We start from the raw sequence: 20,886 nt of genomic DNA on the forward strand, positions 1-20,886 counted from the left end.
CACGAGCGCGAAAAGCGTGAGCTGGTCGCCGCCATGGTAAATGACTTCCTTGCCACCCGCGCCGCGCCCTTGCCGACCGAGGCCACTGTCCGTGCCGACGAGCTGGTCGTCAACACCGTGCTGGAGGCTGTCGACGTGCGCTGGTGGTCGCACAGTCCGGTGCGCGAGGTCTTCGTCGTCACAGCGATCGAGCCCGCCGAGAACAACATGCTGGCCGTGACGTTCTCGACCAAGTACGGCATGGAGCGCACCCGTCTTGTCCGCCCTGACCGCCGCCTCCTCATGGCGGCCACGAGCTAGTTACGGCGGGGTTCCAGGCCAAAGGAACGTGCCGCTATTGGAAGCCACGGTTTTTGCGGCGTGGCGCATGTAATCTGGCTTCGACACTTCTACCTTTGGGGAACCTTGACCGAGAACATCCCCCGGTACCGCCGGCTCCGGAGCACCCGCACGCCAACTGGCCTCAGCCCGCCCAGGGCAATTACCCGTCCCATGGTTCTTACGGTCCCGTCCCGGGCAATCAGCCGCCGTATGGCCCGCCTCAGCCGCACACGCAGCAGCCATACGGCCAGCAATCGTACGGACAGCCGCAGTACGCGCACTATCCGCCCTATCCGTCCGCCCCGCAGTGGGGCCAGCCGCCACGACCGAAGTCCTCCGGCTACCGGCTCGCTGCGGGCATCGTCGGCATCGTTCTGGGCTTCTTCATTCTGCTCGCGCCCGGGCCTGGATTCTCGGGCAACGTAATTGCCGGGTTCCTCTTGCTCGTGGCTGCCACGGGCAACATCACGGCAGGCATCGTCCTGCTAGCCATGCAACGAGGCACGACCCGCGGCGCCCCCATCACCTCGATCAGCTTCGCCGGTTTCGGACTGCTGACGGCCCTCCTGGCGATTCCGTTCGCCGGCGGAGCTATTTTCTTGTTCACAGTCATCCTGGCGACCCCCGTCATCGTCGTCATGAGCATGGGCCTGTCGCGGGAGATGCGCGCGAGCTGAACCCTGACACACGAAAGGCCCCGATCCGCGTTCGAACGGACCGGGGCCTTTCTGGTGCCCGGTCAGTAAAGCCGGAAGGAGGGCTCGCTGTGCCAGTAGGCGGCGAAGCTGCCCGGTCAGACGCCGCCGTGGTCTTGCACCGGCCGGTGGCCGCGGTGGCCTTAGCCATCCGTTGCTGCAGTTTCCGCTGGGCATTCCACAGCTCCTGCTGGAGCCTGGAGAGCTCGGCCTGACCGACCCGGTTGCCTTTCGAGTCGGTGTACTCCTGGCAGTGGGACGGTTCCTGCATGGCGCCGATCGGGCCGTAGGCGACGTGCCAGGATGGTTCCACGTCTTCCTCCTGGGCGTATTCGTTGGTGCCCATGATGACGCCGCCGGTGTTCCGGGTTCACGGTCTTGAGCCGGTCGAAGAAGGCGGTGCCGGCCACTGAGGCGTGCGCCCGGTCCACGGCACCGCGGTTCTCGCTGGTGCTCCAACCGGACCGTGTTGAAGTCTTTGTCGAACACCACGGACCCCTCGCCGGCCGGAAAGCTGGTGGTGCGGTTGGGCGGGAAAGGCAGGTTCGCCTTCAGTACCCGGACGGCTTGCCGGCGCGGGGGAGTCCGAGCCGCCATCGACGTCGTCAAGGAACTCCTCGGTGAACGCCGGCTTCGCCGCCCGGCTCCGACAGGGCCGGTCCTGGTGGGCGTACAGCTCATCCCACTTGGCCTTCGTGTCTTTGCGCAGCGCCTCCGTGTAAGCGGCCGGGTAGGTCTGTTCTTTGCGGTCAGGCCCTTCCAGAACTCCTGGGTTTCCCCGAAGACGCGGGCCTTGTGGTCTTGCACGCTCCACTGCACGGCCTGGCGGACGGCGGCGAATTCGGCGGACGGGAGGATGATCTCCCGTGTTCGGTTTCCCAGTGGCCCATGACGGCTTCCTTTCTGATCTCTTTGCCTGTCTGTGTGCCGCGATGGCCGGCCATGGGGCGCACGCCACTTTCGCTGGTGGCCGCCTGTGGTTACGCATATGTCTGGAGTGATCCTTGTCCATGCGTCCCGCTCGGAGCACCATAGAGGAATTCGCCCTGCGACATTCCGGCGATCAAATCGAGGGGCTACATGGGTATCTTCGACAAAACGGTCAGTACAGCGCATGAAAACGCTGCGTCGGAAGAGGCCGCAAGGGCGGTGTGGCTGGGAAGGAGCGGGACTGTGGAAAGTGCAGCCCGGGAGCACACCGCCCAACGCGCTTTCCAGGAAGCCCGGAACTGGATGAAAAATTTTCGACTTCAATGACCCGGATACGCCTGAGATCGACATCTTCGACACCACGTACAAGGCATGGACAAACGAAGAAGGCCGCGAGTTTGGGTGGGGCTGTTCGCTCCTGCTGACGTGGACTCTGGAGGGTCACCTTTTTACCGGCCAGCAACACTGCGGAGGCAACGCCACGGTCTATGACAGAGAGCCGCTCGTCCTCGGCTGCAACGACGAGGAGTTCGATGTCTGGGTTCGAATCCGCGACAGTGGCTGGAAATTCGCTCTGACGACGGAAGAGGTCGGCGCAGCTCTGACCGGAAATGCCATTGCACGGGAATACACGCGGCGGGGGCAACCTCTATGGTCGAAAGATTTACCAAAGGGCGAAGAACTTAGGTGGAGCTACCTGCGACTGGGCGGCTAATGGTGACGCGGAACCCGCGTCCATCGGGACAGAGGTGCCGGTAAGTCCTAGTCGGGCGGAGCGGCGACGTGTTGCGTTTTCGATTCGCCGTACACATGCCTGACATGACTAACGTAGAAAACCGCAACCGCGTCGGGACCGGCCGTTTTGCCAGCCGCTTCACCCCCGAAATCCACTCGGAGCCCGCCGGCGTCACCACCCTGACCCGGGAGTCGTCCCCGCTGGACGAGACCGCAGCAGGTGCCGATCTCCATGCTGGTTCGGGCCCGCTCCAGCATGGAGATCGGCACCTGACAGCGGCGCCAGGACAAGGGGGCGAGGAGGGACCAGCCATGGCCGCCAATGCCCGAGGTGATGGTCGAACTCGACCGCCGCGCCAAGGACTACGAAACGCTGCCCCGGGAGGAACAGGATTTCGTCCTTGACCAACTGGACATGCCCGGCGCCAAGCACCTGCTCGAACCGGGCCAGCGGTGAAGGCCAAGTACAAGCTCTAGATGACGCCCGCCGAGCACGACGCAATCGCCGGCATCCTCACCACCTGCAAGTAATCGCCCCGGTGTCGTGTAAGTTCATGCGCGGGGGACCGCGAGCACTCGTCGGACCTACACACTCCGAGAGAAAGCAGCACCCATGAAGATTTCCCGTGCCACGACAATTCTGGCCTCCGCGGCCCTGGCTAGCGTCCTGCTCAGTGGCTGCGGCGGAGGAGCGCCGGCGGACGGCGGCTCGTACAAGACCGCCACGGAGCTCAAGGAGGCTTTAGTGAAGGCCGGCGGCAAATGCGACAACTGGGAGGCCCACAACAAGACGTCCTTGGCGACAACGTCAGGTTCCTGTGGCGACGACTTCGCCCTCGGCGTGTATGAGGACTCTAAGAACATGGACACGACAACCGGGTTATTCAAGAAGCTGGGCATCAGCGCGGTAATCGGCAAGAACTGGGTCTTGTCCGGCGTAGATGCAGCCTCCGCCCACAAGTTGCTCGGCGGGGAACTCATCACCAAGAAGTAGACCAGCCTCCGTAAAGCGCCCCGCACCGGTTTCGGTGCCGGGCGCTTTGTCGTTGCCGGTCGTCGACCCTGATCTGCGCATCACCGCCGGTGAACAACGCCCGCCGCGAATCGTCCGGCGTGCCCGGGTCGCCGCGACCCAGATCCAGGTGAACGATGCGCTCAAGTCCCTGAACGCCGCCGACCCGACCTCCACGCTGGGCCGGTTCGAGGAGCGCATCCGCCGCGAGGAAGCCACCGTCCGCGGCCAGCAGGAACTCGCCGCGTCATCGTTGGAGCCCCAGTCCGATTCGCTCGAAGACCTCGGGGAGCAGACCGAGATCGAAGCCCGCCTCGCGGCCCTGAAATCCGGCGGCGCGCAGAAGGCCATCGACTATTAGGACCCGCCGCACACAGCAGCCCCAGGACAGCCCGTTCCGGGGCTGTCCCGGGCTTCGCGTCACAGGGCCCGGATTGCGGGGGCACCACATAAGCTGACACCGGCGATCCGTCCTGTCCGCATCAGCGCGGCCGCCAACCGATCCGTCACTCGCACCGCAGGAGAACCATGAACACTGAAGGCCCCATGAGCCCGCCGGCCAATCCCGGCACAGATGCCGCATACGGCACCCACCCTTACCCGGGGTACGGCTACCCGCAGAAGCCGAAAGCTTCCGGAATGCGCGTCGGCACCGGTGTCGTCGCCATCGTTCTCGCCGTCGTGGGTATCCTCTTCGCCTGCGCATTCCTCTTCCAGAAGAGCGCGTACGGCGCCAGCACGCCGTTCAACGGGTGGATGAACTTCTTCCTCATCGTCGGATCCGTCGGCTCCCTGGTCACCGGCATCGTCATCCTTGCCAAGCAGCGCAAGCGCGGCGGGGCAACGCCCTGGCTTGTTGCTTCCTTCGCGGCGCTCGTTGTGATCGCGTGCTTGGGATTCATGAGCTCCCACACCACAGGCCTTCCCGGCGCGCCCGTTATCACCCTGCCTTTTGCTCTCGCAGCAACCGTGTTGGCCGTTCTCGTCATTGTCCTGGAGAAAGCACGTCGCTGACGCAGTCCAGCAAATGACGTAAGCCCCGGCTCCTCCACGGATCCGGGGCTTTCGTCATCCCCCGCCCGGTGCCGCACACAGACGGGCATGACCACTTCAGCGTTCACCCGCCCCCGCCAGGACGCCGGCACCCCCGCCGGCGGCGAGTTCAAGGCCTACGGCCACAGCGACGCCGTCCCGTCCCTGACCGGCCGCCGGTCCGCGCCCGCGACGTCGAACCGGCACGTCCCGGAGTCGCTGCGCATGGCGCACATCCAGGACCCGAAACTGGTCAGCGAACTGGATTCGGCCGTTGAGCGCAGCCTTGAAGACGACACACTGGCTGACTACCACGCAGTTGCTCGGCGATCCGCAGGGCCTGGCGTGTGTACTACGAGTTCCTCGCGGAAGCGCATCAAATCTTTCCAGTAGATGTCAGCGCGGGCGACCATGTCCCGGTACTTGTCGAGGAAGTCCCCGAAGAGCTCCAGCATGAGGCTGTTGTCGTCAGAGATGGCAACCAGGACCTTCTCAGCGACGTCTTCCCCGGCGAGGTTGATGTCTGGAAGCATCTCCAGCGGGACGATGGCGCTGCGAGGAACATCCTGCTGGTAGCGGAGGACGAAGCTGAGTCTGAGGGCGAACATGGTGGGGCTCCCGGGTAGGTCGGTGGCGCTGGCTGCGCTTCGTCATATGTGTGCGGGAGGGGCGGATTCCCTCCCCGGGCTACTTGCTGGCGTTTTTGAGGTGGCGCTCCACGATGGCGGACATCCTCCGGACCTTGTCCTGGTGCTCCTCGCCAGCCCGGATCGAGACGGTCATGGTTATGTCACCGACGGCGAGGAGACCGACGGAAAAGATGTGCCCGTCAGCCAGGGGGATTGTGGCGCCGAACCCGTTTTCGGTGCCGAGGTCGAAGGATTTGGCGACCGGGCACGGTGCATAGGCGCTTCGCGTAATGGCCACGCTTCGCTTGGCCTCGTCCGCTGACGAGATCTGCGCCAGTGTCCAGAAAAGGACGCGGGTCGGGTCCGGGGCGTCGCCGATCATCCGGAGGCCGCGGGTGATGACGATGGAGCGTGACTCGTCGTTACCGAGGTAGGCGGAACGGCATTCCTCCGGTAGTCCAGGGGCGAGGGTCGGCGCGGGGGAGGCCGTGCCGATGGCCGGAGGGGCGACGACTGGCCTGCCCACATGGGCGCCGGGTCCGTACACCTGCTCGATCTCGTCCGCCGTCGGGAACAGGTCAATCATCCGTTCATTGCTCAGTCCCGCGAAGGAAGCTGCCGGTGCACAGCCGGAAGATGCGATAGCAAATGCCGCCACGACGGCACCTAGGCCGATGCGCCCGAACGAACCTGCCATTACTACCCCCAACCAGTGATGGTGCGCGGCGCGCCTTGGCAGAATCGTAAATGCGAAGGCCGCCTGCTGGCTACGACCAGTACGTGTAGAGGACCGGCCGAAGGGACGTCCAGGTGCACGGATCGGTGAACAGGTTGCCGAGCCGGGCGAGTTCCCGAACCTCGCCGGGCACCAGCCGGGTCAGCCGCTCCGCAGCGGTGGCCGCATCGGGGAACAGTGGCTCCTCCGGTCGGGGGCGGCCGGCCACGGAGATGCGCTGCGCGGCCACGCCGTGCTGCCCGGTGTCGCTGTTGAGGGCCAGGGCGCGGCGGTAGCCGCGGACGTAGTTGTGGTTCAGCTCCAGCCCGGTTTCCTTGTCCATCCACCGCCCGTCGTAGGGGTCTATTCCGGGGCGTCGTGCAGGGCAGGGCCGGTGTCGGCCCCACTACGGAGGTGCGCCTCCACGTAGTCGAAGAGGTTGTCGTGCTGGATCCAGGTGGAGGCGTAGGAGGGCGGGACGAGGGCCATGACGTTGGGCAGTCCGTAGTCGAAGGAGTGCACGACGCAGGAGCCGAGGCGGTAGGGGAGCTGGTCGCCGATCCCGGCCCGCACCATGTCAAGTTTTCCAGATCGGGGTCGTCGAACGGCCCAGTGGCTTCCAGATGGCGTACGAAGTCGCCGAAGGTCAGTGTCTTCCAAGGGCGTCAGCAGGGGTGAAAGCCAGTTGATGCGGGGTTGGACGGGACGACGTCGGTCAGTGCGTAGCCCAGGACTTTTCGGATGCGAAGTGACATGCCGCGTATGTGTGCGGACGGCTGAGTGGGTCTCCCCGTCGTGGGGCCCAGGCCCAGTAGGTGTAGAGCACCGGGCGGAGCTGCTTCCAGACCTCGCCTTAACCCCTAGGGCGAACTAGGCGAGGCATCCGCCGTCCTGGCCCCGCGCAACGGTTTGTCCGTCGATGATGATCTGGCAGGTGGGACTCCCGCTGCCGCCGTCGTACCACATCGTGATGCCGGCGCCTTTCGGGTCACTCATCAGCATGGTGGCCTCCCACCGGCCGCTTGCGCCTTCGACGCAGCCGTATTCCATGGGTGTTCCGTAATCGACGTTGAAAGTCTTTCCGGGTTCCCCTTCAACAATGAATGTCACCGGTTGCCCGCCCTTCGTTCCGACAGAGCCGGACGAACCGCAATTCTTTCCCGGCGGCTGACCCGTTGTGGGCGCGGAAGGCACTGCCTGTGGTGCGGGCGCGGAAGGCACTGCCTGGGGCGTCGGCGCAGAGGCTGCCGCTGTTCGACCTGGTCCCGTCGCTCCCGTCGTGGCTGAGGCGGCAGGAGTTTGTGTCGTCGCGGCGAAGGGGAAGTTACGGATTTTTTCGGTGTACTGGGCGATTCCGTAGGCGGTGATCGCGGCGACGATCAGGGCGATGACGGTCCCGGTGATCCCGAGAATCAGCCCCGCGGTGGCTGTTACTCTGTCCCGCGGCTGCCCGGTGCGAGCGAAGTAGGCCAGAATGATGGCAAGCGGCCCCAGGACCAGAGCCGGCAGGCCCAAAACCGGGATAAATGAAACGGCAACAGCAAAGGTACCCAGCACCAGCGACGCCAGTCCCTGGCCGCTTATGTGTGTCTCTGCAGGGCTCGGCGACGTGGAACTTCGCGTTACCGGGGGAACGTTCAAAAGCATGCTTCTCCAGGAGTGTGAGTAGTTGCGACCGCGGGCCGGAAATGCCGACGAGGCGGTTGGCACTTCGTGATCCTACAGACTGAAAGCCGTCGGACCGGACATCTTTCGGGGGTGCCGGGGTAGGTCCCGTATCGAGGCGATAAAACCGGATAGTGGGGCCACGGGGAGACGAGGGACTTACACTTCCCATCCGGCGATGTCGGCGTCCTTTCTTCGAACAGGGCCTCTCAGCTCTCCGCCCCGCGCGAAGCTCCGGCATCCCCGGCGATGCTCTCAAGCTTCAGTGCGCCTGGCGATGCCGCCTGGCCACGCGGGTAGGCCTGGCTGTCTCAGGCGCTGTGGATCATCACGAGGGTTCCGCGGCAGCCCGACTCGCTCGTGCAGCGCTTGTAGCCGCCGGCAGGGTATTCGCCCTCCGGATAGTCGACCCGGGCGTCCGCCATCGATGTGTACTCGTGGCCGTCGTGGGAGGCGCAGTTCTTGCAGGTGTCGCCGTCGATGAGTTCGCTCGCCCAGATCTCAGAGTAGCCCTGCATGGGGTCGGGCTCACCGGCAGCCGGTCCTTGGGGGACAGCCTGTGCCGGTGGCTCAGGGCTTTGCTCAGGCGGCCATTCGGAAGTCTTCGCCGCCACCCCGCTGATGACCTGTTTCAGTCTGTCCCAAATGCCCACGATGCATCCCCCTCTCCCGTGTAGACCCCGGCCGGGTCCGCGCCAGATTGAGCTTATACCGGCCCACGAACTGCGGCGGGGAGCGGCGCTCACCATACCGCACACACGAAGCTATTGGATGCTGAGTAGGCCTGTGGGCAGCCGAATAGCCCGTCAGGGGCCAGCGAATCACTATTGTTTCGTTGGCCTTCCTGATGGCCAGCTCAATCACTATTTCGCGTGAAGGCTTGGGCTGACCGTGTAGCGCTTTAGTTGATTACTGATGGCACATGTACGAAAAAGCGTGTACTTCAAGAATGCTGCCGGGGGCTTTGTGCAGAGCTGCAGGGTCGTCGGTCGGCCAGCCGCAAACGCCCACAACGGACTCCATGACGCGTCCACACGGCCGTCTCGAACCACGGCAGTTTGGTAGCACGCGTGGTTCGGGACGATGAGGTCGGAGGTTCAAATCCTGTTACTCCGACTCTGCAGAGATGCAGACACAATGGCGGGAGGGCATAGCGGTCGAGCAACTGCCTCGAAAACAGTCGCCCGGGCAACCGGGCCGTGGGTTCAAATCTCCCTCCAGCCGCACATGTGAGGTTGACTTAGCAGTACCAACTATCAAGGGGCAGCCCGTGGGCCTCAGTTTCCGCAAGACCATCAAGCTCGGCAAGAAGACGCGCCAGAACGTTTCCAAGTCGGGGATCTCGGCGTCACGCAAGGCAGGGCCCGTCACAGTGAACAGCCGGGGTAAGGTCACCATCCGCCTCGGCAAGGGCCTGACCTGGCGCCTCGAGCAGTACCCGGCACGGATCGCGGTCTGTGCCGGCCAACGGGATGTAGCGCAGCTTGGTAGCGCACCTGACTGGGGGTCAGGGGGTCGCAGGTTCAAATCCTGTCATCCCGACGGGAGTCGCTTGAGTGGGTTGTTAGTCTTCCCAGCGGTTCTTGTCAGTCCACGGCTGCCGCGGGTTGGCGGCCTCCTCGGCCTGTTTCTCGGCGTCATCCCATGCGCTCTTCAGGAACGAGCCCGCTACCACTGCGAACAGGGCAGCCATTCCTGTCCAGACGGCCTTCTCAATTTTGTCCATGTCTTCCCCATTAATCGACGATCCATCGAGCATAGCGCCCAGGTTTCGGCACGCTGGAAGCCGTCGGCCGGCGGGCAGGCAACAGATCCGCCAGGGCCCTCAACCGAGGCCCGTGTCCGCGGCTTCTTAGCTCAGTTGGTAGAGCGCGCGACTGAAAATCGCGAGGCCCCCAGTTCGATCCTGGGAGTAGCCACTAAGGGAGTAGCGTCCCTTCTCGTTGCTGCGATGAGGCTAAAGAGCAGACGTGCTGTGCCGGTGCGGAGAAACGGCGCCCCAATACCGATGAGGGAAAACCTGCCCAGGCATGCGGTCGTCCACAGGAACGTGATCCTGGGCAGGTGTCGGGCACCGCTAAGGTCCTAACCCCTGCACTGTTGGCGTGGTGTAGAAGGAAACACAGCAGTCTGCCAGTCTGCCGTCGCGGGTTCGAGACCCGTCGCCGAAGTACCAATGCGGGAGTAGCTCAGCTGGTAGAGCGTCACTCTTCCAAAGTGAATGTCGCGAGTTCGAACCTCGTCTCCCGCTCGAAGGCGCCCAGTGCACCGTTCGCCTCCGTAGCTCAGATGTTAGAGTCGCGGTGGTCGCCGACGGGATGGCCGCCATCACCGACGGGTGCTCTGGCACGGTTTATAGAAGACGCTGCCGGATCTGCATTGGCAATTCCGTGCACGTCTTCAGCCCGCCCCTCGAGGTTCGGCTGGGTCTGCAGCTCAGCCGCCCCTCGAGGGGCGGGTCCCCCGAGCCTACGGGCAACGGGTAAGTGCCGCCGGCCCTCACGGTCTGGCCGGGATACTGCGCGGGGCACTTAGTCCGCTACTTTTGTTGGCGCAGCTGCTCCTGCTTGTGGCGCTCCATCGCCGCGGCATGGATGACTTCATCCGGCTCCAGCCTGGTCCCCCGACAACCATCCATTAGGTCGTCCAGGTGGATGAACGGAATGCCGGCGGTCGGGTCGCCTTTCCTGACAGCCTTCTCCTCGATCAGCGACTGGAGCCGGACTGGATCAACCACCGGCCCTGCGGTCTCGGGTTCGATGTCCTTGATGTAGACGAACGCGGGCCCGGGAGAGTGGACCGCCCTCTGGAGCGCGTTCATCTGGATCCACGCCTTCAGTTTGGACGGGTCGATCTGCTTGTCGGCGGGAATCCTGAACGTGCTCATGCCATGACGTTATCGCCACGACACATGCCTACGGCGACAGGCGCGCTTAGTGTCACGGCCTGGCCGTCCGATTTGCCCGCTGTTGAGATGATGAACGTCGACAAGCGGACACGAGAGAAAGATGGCCATGGCCGAGCACAACGAAGGCCCGAAGCGGCTAAGCACAGACGAACTGGTCAACCTGATCGACGAGATAGCAGCCGGCCGCGGCTCCGGCCTGGCTCCCGAGCGGACGCCGGGGTGAAGACTATTGCTTCCGCATCTTGGAGGACTTCTGGCGGCTGGACTTCAGCGGAGTGGCCGCCGGTCCGCAGATGTACAGTCCACTCGGCTGGTCGTCGGAGGATATAAGCAGATTGCGCCAAATCAGTGACGAAATTGATTGAGGTTCCGCGGAACACACACAGTGACGGCCGACGTGAGCCGCTCTCATATCCCCATGCACCGACTTCGGTCGCCGAGAATCACCGAAGTGACCTGACCGCAGCTTGGGCGCGCGACATAAGACTTTCAGAATATTTCGGCCCACGCCTCGCGGACGAGGAATCGTGGGCCGATGCGCGAACTTGAAATGAGTTAAGCGCTCAAAGCTGGAACCGTGTGACCAGTGAAGTAACGCGAATGGGTCTTTTTCACGGTGTCTAGAGAATCGCTGTTGAGTGAGACGATTTCCCAATCTGTACTCGGCCGCGCCTGCTCAAGCTTCAGCCGTTCCAGAAGGGCTTCGCGGTGCCCGTTCGATCCGGGAAACTCCATAACCACGCGATCGCCGGTTATCCGGTTGTACTCGATTACGTATCCAGGCATGTGTTCACCCCTTTCTCTTAACTCGCATCTTATCAAAACGATCCTTGATCTCACCGAGCATCTGTTGAACCACAGCCTCCATGGAGTCCATCTGGGCCTCGATCGTCTCTAGCTCGACCGGCGTCGACAGGTCGCTCTCTCTTAGTCGCTGAGTCATCCGTCGGATCCTGTTGCGGCCTTCCTCCAGATCGCGGATCTCTACTGTAGATACTTCTTGGAGGGATTCAACGAGACGACGTCCTGCACGGTCTCCGGGCAGTTCACCATACCGGATTTCACGGCCGAGAACATCCGCCGCTGCCTCATAGGTGTTGGCCCATTGGCCCTGTAGATGTGTCCTGATTTGGACTTCCACGCGAGCGGGGAGCCGCAGCCACAAATGTACGGCGCGATAGCCGCTGTGAGCGTTGTTACGGAGGTCTCGCTCACAGCCTTCTCTATCATGCTCGAAAGCGCCTGCAATCGCGTGGGCCACTGCGTCCTGTTCATCAAGTGTCATCTCGGCCTCGAAACGCACGCCGGCTATGTCCTGGACACTTGGAAGAGGCGTCGCCCTGTCACGCTGGAGCTTTTGACGGAGCGTGTCTATCGTCTTCGGACGCGATGTCACCTCCGGCACTCGGTCCTCAAGAAGGGAACTCCAGTCCAACGCAGCGATTCTCGCTTGTGTCTCCGCTGCCACATCGTTGAAGTAGAACATGACCTCGTTGTACCCCGGTAAAGAGTCTGGCACCGTCTCTCCGTCCCGGATGCGGATTCCAAGCTTCTTGAGCTGGTTCGTGGACCAGGGTAGCGGTGGCATTCAGCGATCATATCGCCCGACTCCTGGCGAGCCGCAGCCTACGCGATGGAACGCCGGGCGGTGGGTCCAGCAGTCATCCAGCTGATCCTGCGATTCTTTAGGGGAGCCCCAACGTCGGCGGTTCGCAGCAAGTTCGCATCCAGCTCGAACCGTGGAAACGTGCGCGTTGCTTGGTCAGCAGCACGATGCCGGACGCGAGAGTTCCCGCCGCCTGATCCGTGACGGCAACAAAGTCGCCACACAAACTCTAAGCTTCGCCGTGGCCGCCTTCCGCCGCCAGTTTCCTATGGCGACCGTCGACGGCGGCTCGGGGGCAATGAGAAAACCGGGAGTTGCGGTGAGGCCCGGGCGCCCCCTTTGGGGGCCGCCGCAACATGTCGGGCGGCAACGGCTACACGCGCTGCCCGGCGGCCGTCTCAGCCGGTCATCAGTCATCGAGACTAGTGTTCAGGGAGCCACTGGCTATTTCCAGATGGCCGCCGATTTGGATCCTGCCAAACGCTACAAAGCGCTACTACTTGGGCCTTGCCTATGAACGGCAATCGCTGATTGAGGATGCCGGCATTCCGCACCGTACAACGGATGGCAAAGCTGGCGGGGATTGAGGGGCAGATCAGTCCGCACATTCTGCGGCACACGTTAGCCACTATCGCGCTGGACGCTGGCTCCACCCTGCATGACCTCCAGGACAGTATGGGACATGCTGACCCCTGCACTAACGCCGGTATGACAGTACACGGCACAAGCCTGCAAAGGCCGCAGGATACGTCGTGGCACGGGCCTAGGTCTGATGGCCACCGGTCACACTCGGGACACCACACGGTAGGGCGCTGTGGGTCGGGCGGAGACGTCTGAGAAGTCGGTTATGATCTTCCGGGCAACCAACCAAAATCCGCACACAATGGGGGAATTAATGACTACTGGCAACACCAGTCCGCCGCCGCCGTACCCTCCCTACAATCAACCGCCGATGCCACAGGGGCAGCCCCCGAAGAAGGGGATAGGCATGGGCGGCAAGATCGTCCTGGGGGTTACCGGCGCCCTTGTGCTGGTGGTTATCGCAGTCATGATCGTTCCATCGCAGAACGCTGATGCCTGCAAGCTTTACGAGTCGGCGGTACACGAGCTTGAGGATGCTGTAAAGATGCAGAAGGAAGGCGCCATCAGCCAGGCGGACGTACGTGCAACCTTCAGCGAGCTGCCGTCCAACATCGGCTTTGCCGCCGCCAAAGCGCATGGGGACGTGCTCGTTGAGATGAAGGATTCTTTGGAGTACGCCACCGCCTACGAGGCTAGCCAAACTCAGGACAACGGCACGGCGTACTTCATGCAGCAGAACCAGGTTGTTGAAGCATGCAGTGCCGACCGGGCTCCCATCCACTTGGAATAGCACCTGACATATGGAACTAACGGCGCGGCCAGTAGGCGACGCCAGACAGGGGCGGGCTTAGGCCCGTCCTTTGTCGTGTGCACCCTTTTTATGGAAGAGGCCCAAATTAACCGCCGGCTTCGGGATGCCGAGTCAGAGGCTGTCAGCTACGGACGCGGCCTGAAGGAGAGCTTCCCGCACTCGCAGGGTTGGTGGAGGTTCCGGATGTGGTCTTCCTGGTCAGCGAGCTCGTCGCAGGCGGCATGTAGCCGGTCGGTGGCAGTTTCAGTCATGGTGGTTCCTCCGTGGTTTCTGCCCATGAGTTTACCGGCGGGCAGTCGAACGAAGTTGTCCGCACGCATCGGATGGCTCGGCATACGCGCAAACTCTGGTCCTGATGTGACACGCATGACCTCCGTGACGGCAAGAACGGATTTGCCGCCGGCACGCTCGAGTCCTTCTCGATCGCCAACGACGGCACCATCATGGGCTCGTTCAGCAACGGCACCAAGCAGCCCGTCGGGCAGGTCGCGACGGCCAAATTCACCAACCCGGGCGGCCTGGAAAAGGCCGGCAACTCCGAATACCGGGTCTCCGCTAACTCGGGCGCCGCGGTCCTCGGCACCGCAGGCTCCGGCGGCTACCGCTCCATTTCGGCCGGGTCCCTGGAAATGTCCAACGTGGACTTGTCCCAGGAGTTCACCAACCTGATCGTCGCCCAGCGCGGCTTCCAGGCCAACGCCCGCATCATCACCACCTCCGACCAGATGCTGCAAGAGCTGGTGGACTTGAAACGCTAGGCGCCCGCATATTGCCGGAACCTTAGGTGTCTCCTAATTCCGGCGAAGAGGCCCCGATCCGCAGCAGCGGACCGGGGCCTCCTTGGTCTGCGGAGGGAGTCAGTCCCAAACCTCCACGACCGTCTCTCCGTCTGACGCGACATGCCGGCCGTCATGGCCTTCGTCGAGAGCGCAGTAGGCGGTGAAGATCCCGCTGCCGTCGAGCTTCTCACCGCTGCAGTCACCGACGTTGCTAGCGTCCAGAGGAAACGGCTCACCCACAGCAATCGGGTTGCCCGGACCTCGCGGCGCCTCCCGGTCCGGCCAGAAGAGGGCGATGGCCGGGCCGCCCTCTGGCCCGGACAGCCGGTAGGTTCCCCCTTGCACCGCTAGTGGAAGCTCGGTGGAGTCGAGGTCTCTGTGTTGCCCGTGCAGTGGGCCGCCGAGTAGTTGGCTGATCTTCATAGGTGGAGACTACCCTTCCCCGTCGACCGCCTCACTCATATGGTTGGGCTTATCCGCACCCGTGCCACTACCGCGGAAGAGGCCACTGCACTCATAGCTCATGAATTTGAGGGACATGAAACGCTACATCCTTACCGCTCTGGCGGTCACACTCATCGCGGGGCTCTGCGCGTGCGGGAGCGGGGCTCCGGAAGCCGGATCCGCGAGGGAGGTATCGTCCGAGACGATCCCCGCTACCCCGACCGACACTGCCACTGCTAGTCCGACGCCAAGTCCAACACCCACCCGAACGCACGCGTCCCGGCCGGTTCCGGAAGTGACCGGGAAGACGTTCGCCGAGGCATACAAGATTCTTATGGATGCGGAATTCTACGGCTACCCCTACGATATGGACGGCTTGAAATCGATCTCCACGACCCCTGATAAGTCCCTCGTCGTCGTCTCCACCAGCCCGACCGCCGGCACCGTCACGAGCACCATGGACATCCAGATCAACCTCGGCCTCACCGGGGCGGCGGGAACTGCCGTGATGAACGGCGCGGACCCGGCTAAAAACGGCACCCGCTACCAGATCGATTGTGCCCCCAACCTGGGCTTCGACGAGTCAGTCACATTCCACTCACTCAAAGAGGTGTGGGCCAGCAAAAGCTATGCCGGACCAGACCACTGCATAGTCAACTACAACGGCGAACATTCCTTGGAGAAGCCGGCAATACTGCCCAGTGAGCAAAAGATCGTGGACATCGTGGCAGCAAACGGCAGCGGGGTATTCGACCCGCCGATGGAGACGTTCGATCACGTGCTGGGACTGTGCATCAAGCTGGATGCGGATTACACCGACGGGTCCTGGGACCGGGTGGATACGCAGAAGGCGGAGGCCAAGGCCGCCCTCGCGCTCTGCCCTGACACCCCGCACGCGGCCATCCTGCGGGACGTCCAGACCCTCATTACCGTCGGCCCAGGGGCGTACGAGGTCGGGAAATTCATGGAGCCGGGCACCTACCGGACCAAGCCCGGAGCGAAGGACTGCTATTGGGCGCGGACCACCGGTGGCGGGGACATCATCGCCAACAACTTCATCGGCTACGCCCCTGCCGGGGTTACCGTCACCGTCCACGCCGGAGAAGGCTTCGAATCCCAGCGCTGCGGGTACTGGACGAAAATCGGCTGACCGGCACCACCCCGAGGCCCCGGCCCGTCACCCAGTCGGTCCGGGGCTTTTTGATGCCCTCCAAACGGCGTCCTCGACGGAGGCGGACTCGGCGATCTGTTCGCGGATGAGCCGGCCCAGGAATTCGGACCCGAAGGTTCCGGGGTCGGACTCGTTATGCAGGGCGGTGATCTTGGTCCCGTCCCAGGCAGCGTCGGCGACAGCACCTTCGGTGAGGTTCCCGGCCGGCAGCGAGGCGCTGCATTCGACGCGGACCTCCTCCCAGTCCTGGTTGTCCAGGTCCGCCTCGTAGCGGTCCCGGATGAAGTCCTCGATCTGGGCGCCGTGGCGTTCCAGGTAGGTGTCGAGGCTGCCGTCGGAGGCGGAGAGGTCGCTCGCACCCATCATGTCCCGGAGGTTCAGGGTCTTGCCCGCGGTCACGGTGTACCCGGAGCCGTCGTCGATATGGGAGCGGCGAACGTCGATGCTCTCGATGACGTCGCCGTCGGCGAGCTCGTTGAAGTTCTCGTCCTCGCCCGGGGCGATGAGGACAGGGCGGGCGGCCGGTTCGACGAGGGTGACGCCGGTGGCTTCTGGAAAGGTGTGGGCTGCGAATTCTCCGCCGGACGGGACGCCGGGCGACACGCGGTTCTGGTTGCTCATGCCCTCCTGTGTGCGGCTGGTGTCCTTGGGTGTCATCGACGTGCCGTCCCGGCGGGTGCGGGGACCGCGGCTGGGGCGACGAGGCCCTCGGCGCACATTTCCACGGCGATCCGTTCATCCGCGGTGAGCGGGCGGATTGCGCGTTCGAACAGTTCGACCCCGGCGGCCCAGTCAGACCACTGCCCATCACTGGTGAAGGCCTGGCCGTTGCGGACCAGCGCCGAGACCAGAATGGCGGCGATGACGGTGTCGTAAGGGCGGCGGCCGGTCTTGCAGAAGTTGTCCAGGCCGGTGTCGTCGGTGCCGTTCGTGCCGGGGAGGTGGAACGTCTCGTAGTCCTCGTCGAGGGCCTCGGAGCCGTTGAGCCAGATCCCGTCCTCGACCGTGAGCTCCGGGGAACCGGTCCCGTCGGGTCCGTGGATGGCGATCCCGGATGCGTCAATGATGGAGCAGGCGTCGGAGATGACGGCGGGGGTGGCGGTGGAGTTTTCCAGGCGGTGCGTGTAGCCCATGGCAGGTCCTTTTACTCGGCGGTTCCGGGGTGCTCCCCGTACCCCTCATGTGTACGGACGTGGCCCTGAAAGTGCCCGACAGACAGAAAGCGGGCCGGATAACCGACCCGCTTTCCGGAGCGACGCAGGACCCACCATGGCAGGGAGTCGAAAGGAATAAACCCCCCGGCGGCGACCTTCGCTTCAGCACCGGGCCCGAATGGACCTTGCTAACAAAACCCGGTGAGATGACGTTGACGTCATGCTCTCGGACCCCATGTGTGCGGACCCCGGGGGAACTCTCACCGCTAGACTCCGTGCCATGGAAAATTCACAAGACAGCCGCGGCAAGTCTCAGCAGCGACAGGCTGATGCCCAGGCCACCGTGCCCTTCCCTGAGCCCGCCCTTGGCCCGGAATGGCGCAAGTTCATGGAGAAGCGTGGGTTCGTAGCCTGGGCCGTTGGAGAGGGGCATCCCGGGTATTTTCGGGCCCTCCGCGAGAGGGGTCTGTTCACTGACGAGGACGCGCGCAAAGAGCAGAAGATGCTCGCCAAAGAACAGAAGTATCTGACTACCGACGTAGCCCCTGACGGCGAGGGCGGCGTGTCCGTCTCAATTGAGCTGAACGTGCCGAAACATAAGGAAGCCATGATCAATGCCGCGATCAAGTCCCTTGGGGACCGCAGCGGGGACGACGTGGACTCGATCAGCGCGGACCTGGATGCGGCCATCAAAGAGCGGGGCTATCAGGTTGACGCCCCTATCGTCGCCGACATGGCGGCGTTGTTGGCAGCCGGTGAAGATGTGGTCGTCGGAGTTGATTCAGGCCCCGAGCGCTCCGAGCGCGCCTGGTAGCAGGGCAGAAAGAAGCCGGGGCCGGATGATCCGACCCCGGCTTCCCGGTGGCGCAGGCCGCTCCCTGGGGCGAAATGGGAAGCCCCGGGTGCGGCCTTCGCTCCGCAAACCGCCGTAGGCAGCGGCTGCGGTGGCGTTGACGCCGGCTCTTGGGACTGGCCCTAGCTGAACGCCATCTTTTTGAGGTTGAAGCCCATCTCCTCCAGGGCCGGGTAGACGGCGTCGCGCCAGTTCCGCCAGTCGGTGATGCGGGGGATGTCCAGGGCGCCGGTGCCGGGGGCGTTGTACGGCTGGCCGTAGTAGATCTGCTTCCACGCGGGCACGGCAGCGCCGGTCACGGTCGGCTTGTCATCGAGCAGCAAGTGACCGAAGACGAGGGTCTTGTCGTGCGTGAGGATGGTCTTGGCCGCCATCTCGGGCCCGAAGTGCCGGGCGATGGAGGCGAGCTTCTCGGACGTGCAGGTCGGGTGCGTCAGGTACGGCTTGGAGCAGAACCAGTTGTCCAGGCCTTCGGCGGCCATCTCGGCCATGGGCCTCGACGGCGTACGGCAGCGGCTCCAGGTTCAGGTACAGGCCTTCGGCGTTCATGGCCGCGTCCAAGGTCTCCCGGTCGTGCGGGTTGTCAAACATGTAGTCGTAGTGGGTGCGCTCCTCCATGGGCACGATCCGGTAGCCGGGGTCGATTTCGAGGAGCTTGTCGTCCAAGGCGCCGCTCCAGTCGAAGGCGTTACCGTCAGCGTCCCAGAGGATGATCGGGGCGTCGGTGAGCGGGCGCGGCAAAGTCAGGGTTCTCATGGAGCTCATGTGTGCGGCTGCACCGTTCGTCGTCTTCATGTCCGGACATTAACGCCGGGCACCGACACTCCGGCGCGGTCGGCTTGCCGCCCACGGGCCGTTCACGACGCAAAAGACCGGGCCGGCCGAAGCCGACCCGGTCCCGGGCATCGGAGATCAGGCGTTCTGCAAGGCCGGGTAGTTCTGGTCGGCCGTGATCGCGTGCAGCGCGGCGGTGTCAGCAAGGGTCGCCCAGGCCTGGCGGTTCTCGTCGTGGCCGGTCTCCAGGAGCTCGTCCTCGTCGTTGTAGTCGGCGGTGTTGATCAGGACCTCGTAGGGGTGGTCCGGGTTCAGGATGTAGCCGGGGTCCGTGTAGGACTTCATCTCGGTGTGGACGGCGAAGCGGATGAGCTCGACGTACCGGTCCCGGTCCGCCTGCGGCAGGCGCGGGAACGCGGCCTCAAGGTTCCGGATCGCGTCGGTGCGGGTCTGGGGTGCCTCGCCGTCGGCCCAGTAGTCCGGGTAGGAGTCCCGGAGCAGGTCCGTGGTGCGGGACGCGCGGATGATTTCGCGGACCGGCGCCTTGGGCAGGGCGAGGAGTGCGCGGGTCAGGTCATGGCCGCGGGCGGCCTCGAAGGCGGAGTCGAAGTCGGGGACCTGGGCTGCGGGCAGGACGACATCGGCAGGGGCGTGGGCGGTGGCGGCGAACTGGCCTCCGGCGGGATTGCCGGGCTGGACACGGGCGGGGAGAGCGGTGGCGGTCATGGGTGGTGCTCCTTTCCTGTACTCCCCATGTGTGCGGCAGGAACAGGCTCCGGCGACAACGTGAATACGGCCCCGCTGCTAGAGGACTTCGACCCTTCCCGCCAAAGTGCAACGGGCCGACGATGACGGCTGGGGCGGAGCACAAATTCGATGCCTGAAGAGGCGGCGTTCTCGGCACGGACCCTAGGAGCAGTCATGAACACCACTGACCACACCCCTCGAACATCCAGGGTCCGCAGAATCCGTCAGCTGGCCGCATCCGTGACGGTCATCTTGCTGGCGGCGGTCGGGCTCGCGTCACCTGCCCAAGCCATCTATCGGGGAAGCACGTCCAATCCTGGGTCGTACGCCTCCACCGTGCTCCTGATCGTCACCTTCCCCACCCGGCAGCTGCCATGCACAGGAAGCCTGATCGCATCCAACGTCGTGATCACCGCTGCCCATTGCGTCCGGGACAAACAGGGAAAGGCACCGCTCTACATCCACGCAATGTTCAATTACGGAATCAGTGCTGACACGTACACCATCCAGGCATCAAGCTCGAGCTCCGCACCCGGGTACAACGCGGCGACCTACACCGGAGACGACATCGCCGTGGTCAGGCTGAAGACCAACGCCCATTCACCCGTCATGCCGATCTCGAGGACTGATCCTGGCCTGGGAGCACAGATCGTCATCGCCGGATACGGATGCCAGGGGGACCCGTACACCGGAGGGTTTCCCTGCGACGTGACGCAGCTGAGGCATATGACATCCGTCGTGGTCCGTACGGGGATCTGCCCGTCGGCCACACGACCTTGGAGGCTTTGTGACCACTCGTATCCGAGTGCGACCGATAATGGGGACAGCGGGGCGCCAGTCACTGTCGTCCGGAACGGTGTGCGGACTCTCGTTGGGGTGCATAACGGGCTTGAGGCACGGGGGACGACCCCGAGCAGCCTCTACAACATGTACTTCACTTCGGCGGCCCAGAACCTGGCCTGGATCAGGTCGGTCACAGGTATTCGCTGAGCCTCGGTGTGGTCGGCCGGCGGGTGGGGAGCACTACCGGGCGTTCCGCACACATGGGGCGAATGACCGACCCTGTGATGCCTCTTCCCTCCGCCGACGAGCTAGCCGCCGCCACCGGCAAGTTTCCGGAGCGGGCCGCCGCCTGGCTGGCGCGGCTGGCCGAGGTGGAGGCTCATTTCGCAGCTCATGGTCGCCTTCCGGCGGCCCATATTGGCCGAAAGGCTGAGAAGAGTCTTTACGAATGGCTCAAGTACCAGCGACTGTCGCCTGCGCCGGAGCCGATGAAGCACATCCTTGACGTCCGGGTTCCCGACTGGGACAAGCGACGTCGGA

General features: G+C 64.0%; 27 protein-coding genes, 4 tRNA genes and 3 pseudogenes. 17 read left to right on the top strand and 17 right to left on the bottom strand.

Annotation, left to right across the window (positions count from 1 at the left end; genetic code table 11):
* Positions 1-33: 33 nt before the first annotated feature.
* The 6 genes and pseudogenes from AC1DFR_RS08135 (at position 34) to AC1DFR_RS08160 (ending at position 4,707) form a co-directional block, all read left to right on the top strand.
* Positions 34-300 (top strand): hypothetical protein, encoded by a 267-nt coding sequence (locus tag AC1DFR_RS08135; RefSeq protein WP_476870653.1) that lies wholly within the window; start codon positions 34-36, stop codon positions 298-300.
* A gap of 95 nt (positions 301-395) precedes the next feature.
* Positions 396-998 carry a hypothetical protein gene (locus AC1DFR_RS08140; RefSeq protein WP_476870654.1) on the top strand — a complete coding sequence of 201 codons (603 nt, stop codon included), beginning with the start codon at positions 396-398 and terminating at the stop codon, positions 996-998.
* A 2,005-nt stretch (positions 999-3,003) separates the two neighbouring features.
* Entirely contained in the window at positions 3,004-3,138 is a 135-nt protein-coding gene (locus AC1DFR_RS08145) for a hypothetical protein (protein WP_476870655.1), read from the top strand.
* 156 nt (positions 3,139-3,294) lie between these two features.
* Positions 3,295-3,675, top strand: coding sequence for a hypothetical protein (locus tag AC1DFR_RS08150; RefSeq protein WP_476870656.1), 381 nt, complete (start codon positions 3,295-3,297; stop codon positions 3,673-3,675).
* A 118-nt stretch (positions 3,676-3,793) separates the two neighbouring features.
* Positions 3,794-4,054, top strand: a pseudogene (locus AC1DFR_RS08155) (PspA/IM30 family protein); the annotation flags it as partial.
* A 167-nt stretch (positions 4,055-4,221) separates the two neighbouring features.
* Complete coding sequence (locus tag AC1DFR_RS08160; protein ID WP_476870657.1) at positions 4,222-4,707, top strand: hypothetical protein; 486 nt, start codon at positions 4,222-4,224, stop codon at positions 4,705-4,707.
* Positions 4,708-4,862: 155 nt separating this feature from the next.
* Here the strand turns inward: AC1DFR_RS08160 and AC1DFR_RS08165 are convergent, their stop codons facing one another.
* The 7 genes from AC1DFR_RS08165 to AC1DFR_RS08195 all read right to left on the bottom strand — a co-directional run bounded on the left by AC1DFR_RS08165 (position 4,863) and on the right by AC1DFR_RS08195 (position 8,252).
* Positions 4,863-5,024, bottom strand: coding sequence for a hypothetical protein (locus AC1DFR_RS08165; protein ID WP_476870658.1), 162 nt, complete (start codon positions 5,022-5,024; stop codon positions 4,863-4,865).
* 9 nt (positions 5,025-5,033) lie between these two features.
* Positions 5,034-5,333 carry a hypothetical protein gene (locus AC1DFR_RS08170; RefSeq protein WP_476870659.1) on the bottom strand — a complete coding sequence of 100 codons (300 nt, stop codon included), beginning with the start codon at positions 5,331-5,333 and terminating at the stop codon, positions 5,034-5,036.
* Positions 5,334-5,412: 79 nt separating this feature from the next.
* Positions 5,413-6,012, bottom strand: a complete 600-nt coding sequence (locus tag AC1DFR_RS08175) for a hypothetical protein (protein WP_476870660.1) — start codon at positions 6,010-6,012, stop codon at positions 5,413-5,415.
* Positions 6,013-6,121: 109 nt separating this feature from the next.
* The gene (locus tag AC1DFR_RS08180) at positions 6,122-6,412 is read right to left on the bottom strand and encodes a hypothetical protein (protein WP_476870661.1); all 291 of its coding nucleotides are present in this window, start codon (positions 6,410-6,412) and stop codon (positions 6,122-6,124) included.
* Positions 6,413-6,432: 20 nt separating this feature from the next.
* Positions 6,433-6,645: a hypothetical protein gene (locus AC1DFR_RS08185; protein WP_476870662.1), complete on the bottom strand. Its 213-nt coding sequence runs from the start codon at positions 6,643-6,645 to the stop codon at positions 6,433-6,435.
* A 294-nt stretch (positions 6,646-6,939) separates the two neighbouring features.
* A complete protein-coding gene (locus tag AC1DFR_RS08190; RefSeq protein ID WP_476870663.1) occupies positions 6,940-7,626 on the bottom strand; it encodes a hypothetical protein in 687 nt (228 codons plus the stop codon).
* A 419-nt stretch (positions 7,627-8,045) separates the two neighbouring features.
* On the bottom strand, positions 8,046-8,252 hold the full coding sequence (locus AC1DFR_RS08195; protein WP_476870664.1) for a hypothetical protein: 207 nt from the start codon (positions 8,250-8,252) through the stop codon (positions 8,046-8,048).
* A 608-nt stretch (positions 8,253-8,860) separates the two neighbouring features.
* Here AC1DFR_RS08195 and AC1DFR_RS08200 point away from each other — a divergent pair.
* Positions 8,861-9,148: pseudogene (locus AC1DFR_RS08200) on the top strand (DUF4236 domain-containing protein); the annotation flags it as partial.
* Between the two features lie 54 nt (positions 9,149-9,202).
* A tRNA-Pro gene (locus AC1DFR_RS08205) sits at positions 9,203-9,276 on the top strand.
* A gap of 22 nt (positions 9,277-9,298) precedes the next feature.
* Here the strand turns inward: AC1DFR_RS08205 and AC1DFR_RS08210 are convergent.
* Positions 9,299-9,493 (bottom strand): hypothetical protein, encoded by a 195-nt coding sequence (locus AC1DFR_RS08210; protein ID WP_476870665.1) that lies wholly within the window; start codon positions 9,491-9,493, stop codon positions 9,299-9,301.
* An 87-nt stretch (positions 9,494-9,580) separates the two neighbouring features.
* Between AC1DFR_RS08210 and AC1DFR_RS08215 the strand changes: the two genes are divergently transcribed.
* The 3 genes from AC1DFR_RS08215 to AC1DFR_RS08225 all read left to right on the top strand — a co-directional run bounded on the left by AC1DFR_RS08215 (position 9,581) and on the right by AC1DFR_RS08225 (position 9,985).
* Positions 9,581-9,653, top strand: a tRNA-Phe gene (locus AC1DFR_RS08215).
* Positions 9,654-9,838: 185 nt separating this feature from the next.
* Positions 9,839-9,910: transfer RNA gene (locus tag AC1DFR_RS08220), tRNA-Gly, on the top strand.
* 2 nt (positions 9,911-9,912) lie between these two features.
* Positions 9,913-9,985: transfer RNA gene (locus AC1DFR_RS08225), tRNA-Gly, on the top strand.
* A gap of 288 nt (positions 9,986-10,273) precedes the next feature.
* On the opposite strand, the gene AC1DFR_RS08230 is transcribed toward AC1DFR_RS08225, so the two are convergent.
* From AC1DFR_RS08230 to AC1DFR_RS08240, 3 genes are all read right to left on the bottom strand, one after another.
* Positions 10,274-10,621: a hypothetical protein gene (locus AC1DFR_RS08230; RefSeq protein ID WP_476870666.1), complete on the bottom strand. Its 348-nt coding sequence runs from the start codon at positions 10,619-10,621 to the stop codon at positions 10,274-10,276.
* Between the two features lie 576 nt (positions 10,622-11,197).
* The gene (locus AC1DFR_RS08235) at positions 11,198-11,428 is read right to left on the bottom strand and encodes a hypothetical protein (RefSeq protein ID WP_476870667.1); all 231 of its coding nucleotides are present in this window, start codon (positions 11,426-11,428) and stop codon (positions 11,198-11,200) included.
* Positions 11,429-11,432: 4 nt separating this feature from the next.
* Positions 11,433-12,230: a hypothetical protein gene (locus AC1DFR_RS08240; protein ID WP_476870668.1), complete on the bottom strand. Its 798-nt coding sequence runs from the start codon at positions 12,228-12,230 to the stop codon at positions 11,433-11,435.
* A gap of 555 nt (positions 12,231-12,785) precedes the next feature.
* On the opposite strand from AC1DFR_RS08240, the gene AC1DFR_RS08245 reads away from it, so the two are divergent.
* Together AC1DFR_RS08245 and AC1DFR_RS08250 are read left to right on the top strand one after the other, a co-directional pair.
* The gene (locus AC1DFR_RS08245; protein ID WP_476870769.1) at positions 12,786-13,085 is read left to right on the top strand and encodes a tyrosine-type recombinase/integrase; all 300 of its coding nucleotides are present in this window, start codon (positions 12,786-12,788) and stop codon (positions 13,083-13,085) included.
* A gap of 151 nt (positions 13,086-13,236) precedes the next feature.
* Positions 13,237-13,620 carry a hypothetical protein gene (locus AC1DFR_RS08250; protein WP_476870669.1) on the top strand — a complete coding sequence of 128 codons (384 nt, stop codon included), beginning with the start codon at positions 13,237-13,239 and terminating at the stop codon, positions 13,618-13,620.
* Positions 13,621-13,766: 146 nt separating this feature from the next.
* Here AC1DFR_RS08250 and AC1DFR_RS08255 read toward each other — a convergent pair whose 3' ends face one another.
* The gene (locus AC1DFR_RS08255) at positions 13,767-13,892 is read right to left on the bottom strand and encodes a hypothetical protein (protein ID WP_476870670.1); all 126 of its coding nucleotides are present in this window, start codon (positions 13,890-13,892) and stop codon (positions 13,767-13,769) included.
* A 132-nt stretch (positions 13,893-14,024) separates the two neighbouring features.
* Between AC1DFR_RS08255 and AC1DFR_RS08260 the strand changes: the two are divergent.
* A pseudogene (locus AC1DFR_RS08260) lies at positions 14,025-14,399 on the top strand (flagellar hook-basal body complex protein); the annotation flags it as partial.
* Positions 14,400-14,498: 99 nt separating this feature from the next.
* Here the strand turns inward: AC1DFR_RS08260 and AC1DFR_RS08265 are convergent.
* Entirely contained in the window at positions 14,499-14,843 is a 345-nt protein-coding gene (locus AC1DFR_RS08265) for a hypothetical protein (protein WP_476870671.1), read from the bottom strand.
* 355 nt (positions 14,844-15,198) lie between these two features.
* On the opposite strand from AC1DFR_RS08265, the gene AC1DFR_RS08270 reads away from it, so the two are divergent.
* A complete protein-coding gene (locus AC1DFR_RS08270) occupies positions 15,199-16,014 on the top strand; it encodes a hypothetical protein (RefSeq protein ID WP_476873118.1) in 816 nt (271 codons plus the stop codon).
* 27 nt (positions 16,015-16,041) lie between these two features.
* On the opposite strand, the gene AC1DFR_RS08275 is transcribed toward AC1DFR_RS08270, so the two are convergent.
* Both AC1DFR_RS08275 and AC1DFR_RS08280 read right to left on the bottom strand, forming a co-directional pair.
* Positions 16,042-16,656: a hypothetical protein gene (locus AC1DFR_RS08275; protein ID WP_476870673.1), complete on the bottom strand. Its 615-nt coding sequence runs from the start codon at positions 16,654-16,656 to the stop codon at positions 16,042-16,044.
* A 32-nt stretch (positions 16,657-16,688) separates the two neighbouring features.
* Positions 16,689-17,168 carry a hypothetical protein gene (locus tag AC1DFR_RS08280; protein WP_476870674.1) on the bottom strand — a complete coding sequence of 160 codons (480 nt, stop codon included), beginning with the start codon at positions 17,166-17,168 and terminating at the stop codon, positions 16,689-16,691.
* A 301-nt stretch (positions 17,169-17,469) separates the two neighbouring features.
* On the opposite strand from AC1DFR_RS08280, the gene AC1DFR_RS08285 reads away from it, so the two are divergent.
* Positions 17,470-18,003, top strand: a complete 534-nt coding sequence (locus AC1DFR_RS08285) for a hypothetical protein (protein WP_476873119.1) — start codon at positions 17,470-17,472, stop codon at positions 18,001-18,003.
* Positions 18,004-18,164: 161 nt separating this feature from the next.
* Here AC1DFR_RS08285 and AC1DFR_RS08290 read toward each other — a convergent pair whose 3' ends face one another.
* Positions 18,165-18,533 (bottom strand): hypothetical protein, encoded by a 369-nt coding sequence (locus AC1DFR_RS08290; RefSeq protein WP_476870676.1) that lies wholly within the window; start codon positions 18,531-18,533, stop codon positions 18,165-18,167.
* Between the two features lie 421 nt (positions 18,534-18,954).
* The gene (locus tag AC1DFR_RS08295; protein ID WP_476870677.1) at positions 18,955-19,542 is read right to left on the bottom strand and encodes a hypothetical protein; all 588 of its coding nucleotides are present in this window, start codon (positions 19,540-19,542) and stop codon (positions 18,955-18,957) included.
* Positions 19,543-19,737: 195 nt separating this feature from the next.
* Here AC1DFR_RS08295 and AC1DFR_RS08300 point away from each other — a divergent pair, with 195 nt between their 5' ends.
* Positions 19,738-20,553: a S1 family peptidase gene (locus tag AC1DFR_RS08300; protein ID WP_476870678.1), complete on the top strand. Its 816-nt coding sequence runs from the start codon at positions 19,738-19,740 to the stop codon at positions 20,551-20,553.
* The last annotated feature ends 333 nt before the right edge of the window (positions 20,554-20,886 follow it).

It is taken from the genome of Arthrobacter sp. 05T410 (assembly GCF_056396505.1).